The 14,392-nt window shown below is 71.0% G+C and carries 11 protein-coding genes; 5 read left to right on the top strand and 6 right to left on the bottom strand.

The annotated features are described in order from the left end of the window. Window positions 1-42: 42 nt before the first annotated feature. The 3 genes from BN1197_RS16635 to BN1197_RS16625 all read right to left on the bottom strand — a co-directional run bounded on the left by BN1197_RS16635 (window position 43) and on the right by BN1197_RS16625 (window position 2,798). Window positions 43-789, bottom strand: a complete 747-nt coding sequence (locus BN1197_RS16635) for an ANTAR domain-containing protein (protein ID WP_040162051.1) — start codon at window positions 787-789, stop codon at window positions 43-45. Window positions 790-872: 83 nt separating this feature from the next. Continuing rightward, window positions 873-1,862 carry a helix-turn-helix transcriptional regulator gene (locus BN1197_RS16630; protein ID WP_052466888.1) on the bottom strand — a complete coding sequence of 330 codons (990 nt, stop codon included), beginning with the start codon at window positions 1,860-1,862 and terminating at the stop codon, window positions 873-875. Between the two features lie 201 nt (window positions 1,863-2,063). Then, on the bottom strand, window positions 2,064-2,798 hold the full coding sequence (locus BN1197_RS16625) for a GAF and ANTAR domain-containing protein (protein WP_052466887.1): 735 nt from the start codon (window positions 2,796-2,798) through the stop codon (window positions 2,064-2,066). Between the two features lie 182 nt (window positions 2,799-2,980). Between BN1197_RS16625 and BN1197_RS16620 the strand changes: the two genes are divergently transcribed. Continuing rightward, complete coding sequence (locus tag BN1197_RS16620) at window positions 2,981-3,997, top strand: helix-turn-helix transcriptional regulator (RefSeq protein ID WP_052466886.1); 1,017 nt, start codon at window positions 2,981-2,983, stop codon at window positions 3,995-3,997. 96 nt (window positions 3,998-4,093) lie between these two features. Here the strand turns inward: BN1197_RS16620 and BN1197_RS16615 are convergent, their stop codons facing one another. Continuing rightward, entirely contained in the window at window positions 4,094-5,446 is a 1,353-nt protein-coding gene (locus BN1197_RS16615; RefSeq protein ID WP_040162048.1) for a M20/M25/M40 family metallo-hydrolase, read from the bottom strand. A 337-nt stretch (window positions 5,447-5,783) separates the two neighbouring features. Here BN1197_RS16615 and BN1197_RS16610 point away from each other — a divergent pair, with 337 nt between their 5' ends. Next, entirely contained in the window at window positions 5,784-6,275 is a 492-nt protein-coding gene (locus BN1197_RS16610) for a DoxX family protein (RefSeq protein WP_040162045.1), read from the top strand. Window positions 6,276-6,483: 208 nt separating this feature from the next. On the opposite strand, the gene BN1197_RS16605 is transcribed toward BN1197_RS16610, so the two are convergent. Then, window positions 6,484-7,833 carry an FAD-binding oxidoreductase gene (locus BN1197_RS16605; protein WP_040162041.1) on the bottom strand — a complete coding sequence of 450 codons (1,350 nt, stop codon included), beginning with the start codon at window positions 7,831-7,833 and terminating at the stop codon, window positions 6,484-6,486. A gap of 352 nt (window positions 7,834-8,185) precedes the next feature. Here BN1197_RS16605 and ileS point away from each other — a divergent pair, with 352 nt between their 5' ends. The 3 genes from ileS to BN1197_RS16590 are packed head-to-tail and all read left to right on the top strand — an operon-like array spanning window position 8,186 to window position 13,529. Next, window positions 8,186-11,536 (top strand): isoleucine--tRNA ligase, encoded by a 3,351-nt coding sequence (gene ileS, locus BN1197_RS16600; protein ID WP_040162038.1) that lies wholly within the window; start codon window positions 8,186-8,188, stop codon window positions 11,534-11,536. 2 nt (window positions 11,537-11,538) lie between these two features. Next, window positions 11,539-12,135, top strand: a complete 597-nt coding sequence (locus BN1197_RS16595) for a GNAT family N-acetyltransferase (RefSeq protein WP_245851990.1) — start codon at window positions 11,539-11,541, stop codon at window positions 12,133-12,135. Next, window positions 12,132-13,529 (top strand): bifunctional folylpolyglutamate synthase/dihydrofolate synthase, encoded by a 1,398-nt coding sequence (locus BN1197_RS16590; RefSeq protein WP_040162035.1) that lies wholly within the window; start codon window positions 12,132-12,134, stop codon window positions 13,527-13,529. Before BN1197_RS16595 ends, BN1197_RS16590 begins: the two co-directional genes overlap by 4 nt. A 46-nt stretch (window positions 13,530-13,575) precedes the next feature. Here BN1197_RS16590 and BN1197_RS16585 read toward each other — a convergent pair whose 3' ends face one another. Beyond that, window positions 13,576-14,382: a DeoR/GlpR family DNA-binding transcription regulator gene (locus tag BN1197_RS16585; RefSeq protein WP_040162032.1), complete on the bottom strand. Its 807-nt coding sequence runs from the start codon at window positions 14,380-14,382 to the stop codon at window positions 13,576-13,578. Between the last annotated feature and the right edge of the window lie 10 nt (window positions 14,383-14,392).

The following is a 14,392-nucleotide window of genomic DNA, read 5'->3' as shown; positions in this document are numbered from 1 at the left end:
GCCGGAGGGGGGCCGCCGACCGGGCCGGTCTCGTCGGCCCCGTCAACAGGGTGCGGTCGCCGCGGCGGCCCCGTGGCCTCGAAGAGGACCCGTGAGGGTCGCGACGACCTCGGCCGCGACGTCGCCGATGGGGCGCCGCTCGTGCCGGGCCTGCGCACGCAAGACCCCGAAGGCTCGGGACAACGGCATTCCCGTGGAGGCGCAGAGAACGCCCTTGGCCTGCTCGACCACGACGCGGGAGTCGAGTGCACGGCGGAGTTGCTCGGCGAGGAGGCCCTGCTCGTCGAGGCGGCGGCGCGTGAGGAGCCCGACGGCCGTGACCGCCGCGTACGTCTCGAGCGCCGTGAGGCTCGCCGACGCCACCGTGGCGTCGCCGGCGGTGTAGACGTCGAGGGTGCCGAGAACCTCGTCACCACAGCGAAGGGGGAGACACACGACACCGGTGACGGTGGCGGCGACCGCGGCGCTCGTCCACCGCGGCCAGCGCCGCAGCATCTCGAGTGCACCGTCGCAGGTGACTCGCCGGCCCGACGCGTGCGCCTCGACCGAGGGGCCGCAGTCGTGCGCGGACTGAATTCGGAGCAGTTCGCGCGCCACGGGATCGGTGGCGTCGACGAGATCCAGTCGCCCGGCATCGTCGCTCAGAGCGACCGCGGCCCGTTCGACGTCCGCATGATCGACGGACGTGCGCAGCAGGTTCGCGACCATGACGGCCGGCTCGTTTCCCTCGTGGAGCGCGTCTGCCAGGCGCGGGACGATCGTCAGCGGCGAGGGGGCGGGCGTCGTCATGCGATCAGACTCGACTGCGCCCGGATGGGCGTCTAGCGTCCTGAGCGAAGCCTCGTGGACCTCAGAGCGAAGTGTCCGAGAATTTACCCCTCGTGATCGGATCCGCCGCGCCGGGCCTGCAGCACCCGGCCGGGTGACTGACCGTACGCCTCACGGTAAAGAGCGGCGAACCGGCTCGGACGCGGGAAACCCCAACGGGCGGCGACCTGGGTGACGGTCAGACCGTCGCCGGGCACCGAGGCCTGCAACTCTGCGCGGGCGCGGTCGAGCCGGACGCGGCGCAGGTAGGCCATCGGCGTCGTGCCGAGGTGGCGACGGAACGCGAGCTGAACTGCCCGAGGGCTCACGCGCGCGGCACGGGCGACGTCGGCGGGGGCCAGATCCAGATCCGGGTTGGCCTCGATGAACGCGACGGCACGCTGCAGGGTCGCGGGGTGACCGTCATGACGATCCACGTGGGTCGGCTCGATGACGGCATCGTTCGGGAACGCGGTCAACGTGACGGCGGCGAGGTAGCGGCCCAGTGGGCCCGCCACGAGCTCGGCAGCAGGGCCCGAGCCCCCCTGGGCGAGGCCGCCCGAAACCGCACCCGGCGGACCGAGGGAATCGCGGACGAAGGAGAACGCGCGCACCCAGTCGCGTGTGGCCGCGGCCGAGACCGCACGAGGGCCGAGGATCCGCACCCTGCCTCCGCTCTCGGCCTCCGCGAGCTCGTCGAACACACCGGGAGCGATGGAGATGCCGTCGAAGTCCATGCCGCGAGTGTCGGATTCGAACGTCTCGCCCGGTCGCGCGGTGAGGACCAGATCGCCGCGGCCCGCGTGCACACCCCGCGGACGTACGCCGTAATCCGCCGATCCGGAGCGAACGCGGGCGAAGGCGAACACCTTGGAGGGACCGCAGCTGACATCGAGGCGGCCACCGATGCGCAGTCGTTCGAGCGAGACGAGCCCGGCCTGCCTCGACTCGATGCGAAGAGGTGCGTCCGGAGTCGCCGCACGCAGCCGCATGTCCCCGTAACGCTCGACCATGGCCCCGAGCAGAGCGCCGGTGTCGGTGGTCTCGAGGAACATCAGGGCTCCTGACGCTCTGACGGGGGCGCCTCGGTCACCCCCCTCGGGCGGTCTGGATGCGTGAGGCGTAGAGGTCATCATAGAACGACAGGATCGCGGCGGGGGCGCTCACGCCATACCCGTATCGGATGAGCGAATACGCCTGGGAGGCAGTCCGACTGGCGCGAACAGCGGCCGGGGTGCGACGCGGCTCCTCGGAGGTCAGACGAGCGTGGTCCGGCCGTCGACGACGTTCTCGGCCATCCGGTGCAGCGGCTCTCCCCGTGAGAACGCGCGGGCCCGCATCAGAAGAGCGGCCTGCTCGACGGACGTCCCGAGACGCACGGCGAGAACACCGGCCGCCGCGGCGGTGACGCTTCCCTGCGTGGCCCCTACGGCGGGCGAGTCGTCCTCGAGCTCCATGGCGTCGGCCACGATCGCACCGACGACGAGGTGCGTCAGGAGGACCAACTCTGATGACCAGGTCTCCCACGAGCGGACCCGGTCGGACAGACACGACAGAGTGCCGAGCGTCTGCCCGCGAACCTGCAGGGGCACGGCCACCACCGCGGCCAGTCCCGCGTCGGCGGCGAGAGGCGTGAAACCTGGCCAGCGCGGATCGGCACGCAGATCGTCGACGACGACCGGAAGCCCGGTGTTCCAGGCCGTCGTCCCCGGCCCGTCTCCGGTCGTCTCCAGGACCTCACCGATGCGGCGCGACCCGTCGGTGGCGACGCTCCACGGCATCCCCGTTCCGTGCGCCGTGACCACCACGCCGCGAACAGCCGGGCAGATGAGGTGTGCTCGTCGACAGACCACGTCGAGACGATCGCCACCCTCACGCGGAACCCGCTCCGACGAGAACGAGCGAGTGGCGCCGTCCCATGGCCGCGAGAAGGCCGGGAGACCCAGAGAGGCGATGAAGGCCGGAAGCCGGGTGGCGAGCCGTGAGCGCATGACGGCGAGCCCTCCCTTCGCATGTCCTTCGCGGCGTCCGCGGGCAGGCCGAGACACCGCCCCCCACGTCTCATCCATCCCCCTGAGGAAAGAACGCGCCGCGAGGTAGCCCACTATCGAAAGGCGCGAACCGGCGCGATCCGGACAGGACACGCGCGGGTCGGATAGCGCATGCTGAGTCCATGGCGCTCAACGGTGGGCAGTCCGGCGGCGATTCACGTGCCAACGGCTCTGGATGGGTCTCGCCCGAGCGACACCGCGTCACCGCTGCCGACCCCGACGCGGCCGAGCAGTTCTTCGCGAAGGCGTACGCGAACATCGCCATCCGCAACGAGCGGCAGGCACCCGCCTTCCGGCTACAGGTGGACCGGATCTCCGTCCCGGGACTCGGCATCGACGACTTCCGCTGGGGAGTCGCAGGGGACGCCGAGACACGCTCCTTCGACCACCTCTTGTGCATCCTGCCGCGAAGCGGTGTGCTCCGCGTCGACGACGGCCGGAGTCATGAGCGGTTCGGGCCCGGGCAGCCGAGCATCTTCTCACCGGGACGAGGGGCCCACATCGGCTGGACCGCCGACTACGACCTCAGGGCGCTGCCACTCGACTGGGGCGTTCTGACCCGATGCGCCGAGGCCGCCACCGGGATGGCGCCCGGCGATCTCCGCTTCACCGGCTCGAGGCCGGTCTCCGCGTCGATGAGCCGCTACTGGTGGGCGACGATCGATCACGTCGAACGCCAGCTTGCAGCGCCCGACTCGGCCGTGGCATCGCCGTTGGTACGCGCCCAGCTCGTCGACGTCGTCGCCGCCTCGGCGCTCGGTGTCTTTCCCAACACGGCGATGACCCACGACGAGTCGGGAGGCCCCGGTCGAGTCGCCCCGGCCGCCCTGCGACGCGCCCTCGACCACATCGACGCCCACGCCGCCGAGCCTCTCGGCCTCGCCGACATCGCGGCGGCGGCGGGGCCGAGCACGAGGGCGCTCCAGCACGCCTTCGCCCGGCACCTCGACACGACGCCGACCCATCACCTCCGGCGCGTCCGCCTCACGCGCGCTCACCACGAACTCATCGCAGCGGACCCCACGCGGGACACCGTCGCCGGCATCGCGCGCCGATGGGGTTTCGGTCATCCGGGCCGGTTCGCGCAGCAGTATCAGGAGTACTTCGGGGTGTCGCCGAGCCGGACGCTCCAGCGCTGACCTTCGCCGGCTTCGTGGCCCGGCGACCCCGAGGGGCGGGCGTGGGCCCACAGGATCGGCGTGCGATCCCGCGGGCCCACGCGGAGCCACGGACGGTCAGCGTCGCTGTTCCCCCAACCGGGACAGCAGGAGGATCTGCGCCACGACGAGATCCTCGATCTCCTTGGGGTCGACGGACTCGTCGGGGCCGTGGATGCGGGCCTTCTCCTCGTCCTCGGCTCCCCAGAGGATCGCCTCCGAGCCGGGGGAGGTGTCGAGCAGCACCTGCACCAGGGGGATCGAGCCACCCGAGCCGTGGGACTCGCAAGGAGCGCCGAACGCCTCGGTCATCGCCTGCTCCGCGAGCTTCGTCGCCGGTCCGCCCTCGGCGGCCTTCCAGGCTCCGAAGACCTTGTGGTCGCCGATCTCGAGCTGGACACCGCGCGGGGCGTGCGCCTTGAGGTGCGTCTCGATCGCGGCGAGCTGGGCCTGGGGATCGCTACCGGGCACGATGCGCACGCTGATCCGCGCCGTCGCCTCCGGGATGACGATGTTCGACGCGCCCGCGACCGGCGGGGCGTCGATGCCGATGACCGTCGCCGCTGGACGGCTCCACAGCCGACTCGCGAGGTGCCCCGACCCGCTGAGCTCGACCCCGTCGAGAACCCCCGCGCTGGCGCGGAAGTCGGCCTCGTCGAGGTCGCCGTCGGGCCACTCGTAGGAGTCGAGCCCCTCGATGACGGTGGCCCCCGTCTCGTCGTACATCGACCCGAGAAGCTGGATCATCGCCACGAGCGCGTCGGGGGCCGCGCCGCCGAACAGGCCGGAGTGGAGCGCCGATTCGATGGTCCGCAGCCGCACCGTGATCGAGACGTCACCGCGCAGGCCCGTGGTCAGGGCAGGCGCGCCGACACGCTGGTTGCCGGAGTCCGCGACGACGAACACGTCGGAACGGAAGTCCTCGGGGTGCTCTTCGACATAGGCCTCGATGTGGCTGCCCGTCTCCTCCTCGCCCTCGATGACGAGGCGCACGGTCACCGGCGGCCTGCCCTCGAACGCCGCGAGGGTGGCGAGGTGGGCGACGACACCGGACTTGTCGTCGGCCGCACCGCGGCCGTAGAGGCGGCCGTCCTCCTTCTCCGTCAGCGTCCACGGGTCGGTGGTCCACCCCTGCCCCTCGGGCGCGGGCTGCACGTCGTAGTGCGCGTAGAGGGTGACGACGGGGGAGCCCTCGGGGCCGGGGATCTCGGCGAAGATGCTCGGGTAGGCGCCCTCGCCCAGATCGAGCAGCCGCACGTCGTCGACCCCGGCCCGACGGAACATGCCGAGGAGGTCGTCGGCGATGGCCTTCATCGGCGCGTCGGGGAATCCCGGGAACGCGATCGAGCTGTGCCCCACCAGTGTGCGCAGATCGTCGATCACCTGCGGCATCGCCGTGTGGGCGTATTCGCGGGCCTGGCTGAGATCCATCTGTCCTCCTGCTCGTGGGGTGGTCGAGATTGTCATCCTCTCGCGGGGTTCGGTATCGCGTCGTCGAACGGGGGAATCGCGGACCGTGCCGGGGGCCGTCCAGCCGTGCCTCACACCCACCTCTCGAGCCACGGGGCTGGATCGGGCCAGTGGTCGACCGGCGGTGAGATCCCCAGCCGGCGGTCCACGGTGCGCCCAGCCATCGGCTGTGACCGCGCGCGGTGCGTCGCGTCGGGGCCGCGAGGAGGTGGCAGGGACGGCTTGACATCGAGCCCGTGACCACCGAAGGATGGGTGATGCGTCATGTATGTGAATCGCCCCCTCGAGAGGACCCTTCATGCCGACCGCGCGCCTCGTCCCCGTCCCTCCTGCCGTCGTCGACGCCGGGCTTCTCGTCGCGAGAGTCATCCTCGGCGCCATCCTCATCGCCCACGGCTGGCAGAAGGTGGCCCAGAACGGGCTCGAGGCCACCGGCGGCGCGTTCGCGGAGATGGGGGTCCCGTTGCCTCAGGTCGCGGCCGTCTTCACCGCCGTGGCCGAGCTGGGTGGCGGCATCCTGCTCGTGTTGGGCCTGTTGACCCAAGTGGCCGGCCTGGCCGTCGTGTTCGTCATGGTGGGCGCCTGGTTCTTCGTCCACCGCGACAACGGGGTGTTCGTCACCGGCCAGGGCTGGGAACTCGTGGCCGCCATCGGCCTGGCTGCGGCGATGTTCGTCGTCGTCGGCCCGGGGCGCGCCAGCATCGACGCGCTACTGGCGCGTCGACGTGGCACCGCTCGCGACGAGCACGTCGCGGCCGAGCGCGTCGGCACCGGGTCCACCGCCCGCTGACCCGACACCACGCACCTTCCGGGAGCGCGCACCCGTCGCCTGGGTGGGGGCCACCGGAGAACTCGCGCAACAAAGACCGGTCACCGCCGGGGCGCGTTTCGGCCGCGGCGCGCTGAACAGTGGAAACACAGTCGCGACCTCGCAGGCCGGGGTCAGTGACCGGTCTTTGTTGCGCGAGATGCCGGCCGAGGTCGGCGGCCGGGTGCCCTCAGGCGTAGGACTTGCCGGGGTTGCAGATGCCGTGCGGGTCGAACACGCCTCGCAGCGCCCGCATCCGCGCGATGGCCGCGTCGCCCACCTGTCGACGCAGGTAGGGGGCCTTGATCGTGCCGATGCCGTGTTCGCCGGAGATCGTGCCGCCGAGAGAGATCGCGAGGTCGACGAGGTCCGAGAACGCGGCGTGCCCGCGCGCGTTGGAGTCGGGATCGGTGGGGTCGAAGTAGGTCGACGGGTGCAGGTTGCCGTCGCCACCGTGGCCCGGGAGGGTGACCTCGACGCCGTGGGCCGCGCAGATCTCCCGCCCTCGGGTGACGAGAGTGGGCAGCTCGCCGACCGGCACGCACATGTCCTCGATGAGATTGGGGCCCTTGGCCTCGAGCGCCGTGTTGAGCACGCGACGGCCGGCGAGCAGGGCGTCGGACTCCTGAGGGTCGTCGGCGATCGCGATCTCGTCGGCTCCGGCCGACTCCATGAGCGTGGCGTAGCGGGCGACGTCCTCCGCGACGTGGCCCGTGCGGTCGGACTGCACGAGCAGGGCCGCGCCGCAGTCCTCGGGAAACCCGTAGTCGGCGAGGTCCTGGACGGCGGCGATCGCGAACGCGTCGAGGAACTCCAGCAGGCACGGTGGTTGCGGGTCGCGGCGCAGCGCGACGATCGCCTGCGCCGCCGCCTCGAGATCGGGGAAGGTGGCGAGCACGGTCAGCGCGTCCTCGGGCGCCGGCACGAGCCTCGTGACGATCTTCGTGACGACCCCGAGGGTGCCCTCGGCGCCGACGAAGAGGCCCGTGAGGTCGAGCCCGGCGCTGCTCTTGGCGGTGCGACGCCCGGTGGTGATCACCTCGCCGCCGGGCAGGACGACCTCGAGTCCGCGGATGTAGTCGGCGGTGACGCCGTACTTGATGCAGCACAACCCACCGGCGTTCGTCGCGACATTGCCGCCGAGCGTCGAGGAGGCCGCCGACGCCGGATCGGGTGGGTAGAACAAGCCCTCCGCGCGGGCGGCCTGCTTGAGTTCCTCGGTGACGACGCCGGGACCGACGACGGCGATCTGTTCGAGCGGATCGACGGTCTTGACCGTGTCGAGCCGCTCGGTGTTGAGCACGATGCAGCCCTCGGTGGCGACCGCGGCTCCGTTGAGGCCGGTGCGAGCACCCTGCGGTACCACCGGAATCCGGTGAGCGTTCGCATACCGCATGACCTCGACGACGTCGTCGGTGTCGCGGGCCCGCACCACCTCGAAGTCGGCGGGGGCGGTGGCCCCGAAGCTCGCGTCGACGGCGTAGGAGCGTTTGACGTCGAGGTCGGTGACCAGCGGCAGAGAATCGGGTAGTGCGCTCATGCCTTCACTATCGCGCGCGTCGCCACCGCCGCCCCGGGAACGCCGCGTCGGAACGGGCTTGCGCCCCCGCGTAGACTGGACTCCACAGACGTTCGAGCCGCGATCAACGGCGAGTCTCCGGAAGAACAGCAGCGCCTCGCACGCGAGGTCTGCCCACTAGAACCGGACGGGTCGGCCCGTCACAGCCTGCATGAAGCGGTCATCCGTGCCCGTCGCCCCACCGGTGACGCGGCCTGCGGGTGGCAAGCGAGGTGGTACCGCGGGAGCGGGCGCATCGAGGCGCCGGCGACTCGTCCTCGTAGTGACCGGCCATCCACACCGACACGATCGAGCACGAGAGGCACGCCCGGCGATGAGCTACCCCCAGACCGCCACCCCTGCCACGAACGAGGGCGCAGGAGCCGCGTTCGGCGTTCCCGCGTCCGTTCCCGCCTCCCCGAGGTTTCCCGACATCGAGCGGCGCGTGCTCGCCTACTGGGCCGAGGACGACACGTTCCGCGCGTCGGTGGAGGGCCGTGACGCCGGCGAGAACGGCAGCAACGAGTTCGTGTTCTACGACGGCCCGCCGTTCGCCAACGGCCTGCCGCACTACGGCCACCTGCTGACCGGCTACGTCAAGGACGTCGTGCCGCGGTACCAGACGATGCGCGGCAAGCGCGTCGAGCGCCGGTTCGGGTGGGACACCCACGGGCTGCCCGCCGAGCTCGAGGCCATGAGCCAGCTCGGCATCAAGACCACCGACGAGATTCGCGAACTCGGTATCGAGCGGTTCAACGAGGCGTGCCGCGAGTCGGTGCTGCGCTACACCGACGAGTGGCGCGACTACGTCACCCGCCAGGCGCGCTGGGTCGACTTCGACAACGACTACAAGACGTTGAACCCGGAGTACATGGAGAGCGTCATCTGGGCGTTCAAGCAGCTCTACGAGAAGGGCCTCGCCTACGAGGGCTTCCGGGTGCTGCCGTACTGCTGGAACGACGAGACGCCCCTGTCCAACCACGAACTGCGCATGGACGACGACGTCTACCAGGACCGCAACGATCCGGCGGTCACCGTGGGCCTGCGCCTGGGCACGAAGACCGACGGCACCGACCCGCTCGGGCTCACGGGGACGCTCGCGACGATCTGGACGACGACGCCCTGGACCCTGCCGAGCAACCTCGCGATCATGGTCGGCCCCGACCTCGACTACGTCGTCGTCGAGTCCGACGTGCCCACCGGCAGCCCGGAGCGCTACCTCTTCGGTGCAGAGCGCGCGCAGGCGTACGCCAAGGAGCTGACGGGGGAGTCCAAGGGCGACGTGGAGTCGCGCATCGTCGCGCGGTACAAGGGCTCCGACCTCGTCGGGTACGAGTACATGCCTCCGTTCGGCTACTACGTGGGCCACGAGAACGCGTTCCGTCTCGTGCCCGCGGAGTTCGTCACGACGACCGACGGTACGGGCCTCGTGCACACCGCCGGCGCGTTCGGTGAGGACGACAAGGTGGTCACCGACCGCGAGGGCATCGAGGCGGTCATGCCCGTCGGCATCGACGGCAGGTTCACCGCGCCGGTGGACGAGTACGCCGGGATGCTCGTCTTCGACGCCAACGGCCCGGTGCTCGACCACCTCAAGGCCCGCACGCGACTCGACGCGGACGGCGTGGCGGCCGAGGTGGGCTCCACGACCCACGGCACCGTGATGCTGCGTCGCGAGTCCTACACCCACTCCTACCCGCACTGTTGGCGGTGCCGGCAGCCGCTCATCTACAAGGGCGTGAGCAGCTGGTTCGTCTCGACGACGAAGATCCGCGACCGCATGCTCGAGCTCAACGAGCAGATCAGGTGGGTGCCCGAGCACGTCAAGCACGGCCAGTTCGGCAAGTGGCTGGAGAACACCCGCGACTGGTCGATCTCGCGCAACCGGTTCTGGGGCAGCCCGATCCCGGTGTGGAAGTCCGACGACCCCGAGTACCCGCGCGTCGACGTCTACGGCTCGTTCGAGGAGCTCGAGCGCGACTTTGGCGTCGAGGTGACCGACCTGCACCGGCCGTTCGTCGACGAACTCACCCGCCCGAACCCCGACGACCCGACGGGCCGGAGCACGATGCGACGCGTCACCGACGTGCTCGACTGCTGGTTCGAGTCGGGCTCGATGAGCTTCGCCCAGGTGCACTACCCGTTCGAGAACGCCGAGTGGTTCGAGCACCACTTCCCGGGTGACTTCATCGTCGAGTACATCGGGCAGACCCGCGGCTGGTTCTACACGATGCACATCATGGCGACGGCGCTGTTCGACCGGCCGGCGTTCCGCACGTGCGTGAGCCACGGCATCGTCCTCGGCAACGACGGCCAGAAGATGAGCAAGTCGCTGCGCAACTACCCCGACGTGCGCGAGGTGTTCGACCGCGACGGTGCCGACGCGATGCGTTGGTTCCTCATGTCCTCGCCCATCCTGCGCGGCGGCAACCTCATCGTCACCGAACAGGGCATCCGCGAGGGCGTGCGACAGGCGCTGCTGCCGTTGTGGAGCACGTGGTACTTCTTCAGCCTCTACGCCAACGCGGCCGACGAGGGCCGGGGATACACGGCCAAGTGGTCGACGGCCTCGACCGACGTGCTGGACCGCTACCTGCTGGCCAAGCTGCGCGAGCTCGTCGAGGGTGTCACCGCCTCGCTCGACGCCGAGGACATCGCGGGGGCGTGCGACCAGGTACGCAGCTTCCTCGACGTGCTCACCAACTGGTACGTGCGCCGCAGCCGCGACCGGTTCTGGGACACCGCCGGCGCCTCCACCGAGACGGCGACGCAGGCGTTCGACACCCTGTACACGACCCTGGAGGTCCTGTGCCGGGTGGCGGCGCCGCTGCTGCCGCTCACGACGGAGGAGATCTGGCGGGGCCTCACCGGCGGTCGCTCGGTGCACCTCACCGACTGGCCCGTCGCCTCCGACCTGCCCGCGGACCACGAGCTCGTCGTCGCGATGGACCGTGCCCGGGAGGTGTGCTCGGTGACGTCCAGCCTGCGCAAGGCGGCCGGGCTGCGCACGCGCCTGCCCCTCTCGGAGCTCGTCGTCGCCACCGAGGGCGCGCAGGCCCTCGAGCCCTTCTCGCCGATCATCGCCGACGAGGTCAACGTCAAGCGCGTCGACATCGTCGACCTCTCGGGCGCCGACTCCGGCGAGTTCGGCGTCGAGCAGCGGCTCTCGGTCAACGCCCGCGCTGCCGGCCCCCGCCTGGGCAAGCAGGTCCAGAGCGTCATCAAGGGGAGCAAGACCGGCGACTGGTCGGTCGGCGAGGACGGCACGGTGACGTGCGCCGGCATCGACCTCGTCGAGGGGGAGTACACCCTCGACACCGTCGTCGCCGACTCCGGCCGCGCCGAGACCCACGCGACGGCCGTGCTGCCGCGCGGCGGGTTCGTCGTGCTCGACACCGAGGTCACGGCGGAGTTGGCCGCCGAGGGACTCGCCCGCGACGTCATCCGCGCCGTGCAACAGGCCCGGCGCGAGGCCGGGCTCGACGTCTCCGACCGCATCTCGCTCACGGTGCTCGGCGACGAGGCCGTGTGGGAGGCCACCGTGGCGCACCAGTCGCTCATCGTCACCGAGACCCTCGCCACCCAGTTCGGTTCGGCGGCAGACCTCTCCGCGCTGCCGGGTCGAGGCGTCGAGACGACGGTCGGCGACGGTGTCCCGGTGCGCATCATCGTGGAGAAGCGATGACGGTGAGCGACCTACCCGTCGTCATCCGCACGGCCGACGGCAACGACCTCGAGGGGGTCGTCGCCGTCGGCCGCACGGCGTGGCGTGCGACGTACTCGTCGATCTTCCCGCCGGAGCTGCTCGAGCTCTTCCTCGACAAGTGGTGGACGATGGATGCCAACGTCCCCGCCATCCGCGCCCGTCGCACCGTGGTCGCCGACCAGGGCGGCAAGATCGTCGCGATGGCGTCCTACGGCATCCACCAGGGCCGTTTCGTCATCTGGAAGATCTACGTGCTGCCCGAGGCGCAAGGCCGGGGCATCGGCGGGTTGCTGCTCGACGCGATGTACGAGCGAGCCCGGGGGGAGAAAAACTCGGTGTTCCTCTCGTTCACCGACGGCAACGCCGCCGCCTACGACTTCGCCCGGCTGCACGGCTTCGTCGAGGACGGCCGCGAGGAGCAGAACGGCCTGCCCGACCTCATCTGGATGCGTAAGGATCTCGTCGACGACGCCAAGGGAGGCGACGCGGGTGACGCAGGTGCCGCGGGCGAGACCGCCCGTGCCCGCGATGCCGGCGCCGAGACGCGTGACGAGGCACGAGAAGGGAATCTGCGATGAGCACCCACGACCGCGACGCGCAACGCGAGGCCGCCGCCAACCTCGACCTGCGCCGGCGTATGCGTGAGGTCGAGGCCGCGATCCTCGACCGTGCGCCGGAGAACGACATCGACCCCACCCTCGAGCGGGTGCGTGAGGTACTCGACCTGCTCGGGTCGCCGCAGACGACGGCCCCGATCGTGCACATCGCCGGCACCAACGGCAAGACGTCGACGGCCCGCATGGTCGAGGCGCTCGCGATGGAGGCCGGCCTGTCGACCGGTCGCTTCACCTCGCCGCACCTGCACGACATCACCGAGCGGATCGTCCTGTCGGGCCGCCCTATCGACGCCCGCCGGTTCGTCGCGACCTACGACGACGTGCTGCCGTACGTCGAGATGGTCGACGCCCGCTCGCAGGCCGAGGGCGGGCCGCGCCTGTCGTTCTTCGAGGTGCTCGTCGTCATGGCGTTCGCGGCCTTCGCCGACGCCCCGGTCGACGTGATGATCGTCGAGGTCGGGCTCGGCGGCACATGGGACGCGACGAACGCCGCCGACGGCACGGTCTGCGTCATCACTCCGATCGCCCTCGACCACCAGGCCTACCTCGGCAACGACCTCGCGAGCATCGCCGAGAACAAGGCGGGCATCCTCGAGCCCGGCAGTATCGCCGTCGTCGCCGGTCAGGAGCCCGACGCCGCGGAGGTCATCACCGAACGCGTCGACGAGCTGGGCATCCGGGCGGCGTACGAGGGACGCGACATCGAGGTGCTCTCTCGCGAGCTCGCTATCGGTGGTCAGCTCGTCACGCTGCAGGGCATCGCTCGGGAGTACCCGGATGTGCTCATCCCGCTGCACGGTGAGCACCAGGCGCACAACGCCCTGCTCGCCGTGGCGGCCATGGAGGCGTTCATGGGCGGTGGCGCGGAGGGCCTCGATCCCGACCTCGTACGGGAGGCGTTCGCCCGGGTGGCCTCGCCGGGCCGCCTGGAGATCGTGCGGCGTTCGCCGACCGTGCTCGTCGACTCGGCGCACAACCCCGCAGGTGCACGGAGTCTGGCTGCGGCACTGCGCGACTCGTTCACCTTCGGGCGCATCGTCGGGGTGCTCGCGTGCATGACCGACAAGGACGTCGACGGGATTCTCGAAGAGCTCGAGCCGGTGTTCGACGAGGTCGTCGTCACCCGGAACACCTCACCCCGCTGCATGCCGGCGCCCCGGCTCGGCGAACTCGCGACCGAGGTCTTCGGCGAGGACCGCGTACACGTGGTCCCCAACCTGCCCGACGCCCTCGACGTCGCGGGCGGCCTCGCCGACTCCGGCGAGAGCGGCGGAGTCATCGGGGGAGTGGTCGCCACCGGCTCGGTCATCACCGCAGGCGAGGTGCGGATGCTCCTGGGCGTCACCGACGTCTGAGGTGGCCGCCAGGGTCGCCACGGCCGCGGACAGCTCTGCGACCGCGTCAAGAGGCGTCGGCGCGCACGCGGATGACCTCGACGCCGGCGGCCTCGAACCCGGCGACGTCCGCGGTGTCCTCGCCGTCGCCGGTGGGGTCGACGTCGGTGATGAGGATCCACGACGGAGGCAGGGTCGCCCACACCGGAACACCCTGGCGGCCGACCTTGGTCGCGTCGGCGAGCACGACGACCCGCGCGGCTCGGGCGGCCGCCACCTCCTTGGTGAGGGCCTCCTCGAGCGTCGGCTCACCCACGCCGTCCAAGGGGTTCACCGCGTCGGCGCCGAGGAAGGCCACGTCGAACCGGAACCGGGCGAGACCCTCGGAGACCGACGGCCCGACGATGCCGTGACTCATCGTCGCGACTTCGCCTTCGAGGACGACGACGCGCGGCCCGCCGGGCGTGGCGAGCAGCACGGCGATTTCCAGACCGCGCGTGACGATCGTGAGGTCGTCGCGCTGCCGCAGGTGCTCGGCGAGCTGGGCGCACGTCGACCCGGCATCGAGGAACACCGTGCCGGCGCCCGTCGGGACGAGATCGGCGGCCGCCTGCGCGATCGCGGCCTTGGCACGGGTCTGCATCCCGGTCCGCTCGCCGAGGGCGAGTTCGGTGAATGTCGGCCCGGTCTGGGCGCCGCCGTAGGTGCGCGCCAGCAGGCCGGCCTCCGCGAGCGCGGCGAGGTCCCGGCGCACGGTGGCGCCGGAGACCCCCAGCTCGGCGGCGATGTCGTCGACCCGGTCGATACCGTCCTGCACGAGGCGAAGCACCCGGCGTTGCCGGGCTCTCGTCGCCTGTCTCGGAGTGCGTGCCACGAGATGAGTG

Source organism: Mobilicoccus massiliensis (genome assembly GCF_000826525.2).
GTDB lineage: Bacteria > Actinomycetota > Actinomycetes > Actinomycetales > Dermatophilaceae > Mobilicoccus > Mobilicoccus massiliensis.
Note: the sequence above shows the minus strand (reverse complement) of the source record. Positions and strands in the feature narration are given on the sequence as shown.

Coding starts and splice junctions, on each gene's coding strand:
- BN1197_RS16610 (WP_040162045.1), top strand. CDS start 5,784: ATGCCGACCGCGCGCCTCGTCCCCGTCCCTCCTGCCGTCGTCGACGCC.
- BN1197_RS16590 (WP_040162035.1), top strand. CDS start 12,132: ATGAGCACCCACGACCGCGACGCGCAACGCGAGGCCGCCGCCAACCTC.
- BN1197_RS16625 (WP_052466887.1), bottom strand. CDS start 2,798: ATGCGCTCACGGCTCGCCACCCGGCTTCCGGCCTTCATCGCCTCTCTG.
- BN1197_RS16605 (WP_040162041.1), bottom strand. CDS start 7,833: ATGAGCGCACTACCCGATTCTCTGCCGCTGGTCACCGACCTCGACGTC.
- BN1197_RS16635 (WP_040162051.1), bottom strand. CDS start 789: ATGACGACGCCCGCCCCCTCGCCGCTGACGATCGTCCCGCGCCTGGCA.
- ileS (WP_040162038.1), top strand. CDS start 8,186: ATGAGCTACCCCCAGACCGCCACCCCTGCCACGAACGAGGGCGCAGGA.
- BN1197_RS16615 (WP_040162048.1), bottom strand. CDS start 5,446: ATGGATCTCAGCCAGGCCCGCGAATACGCCCACACGGCGATGCCGCAG.
- BN1197_RS16630 (WP_052466888.1), bottom strand. CDS start 1,862: ATGTTCCTCGAGACCACCGACACCGGCGCTCTGCTCGGGGCCATGGTC.
- BN1197_RS16620 (WP_052466886.1), top strand. CDS start 2,981: ATGGCGCTCAACGGTGGGCAGTCCGGCGGCGATTCACGTGCCAACGGC.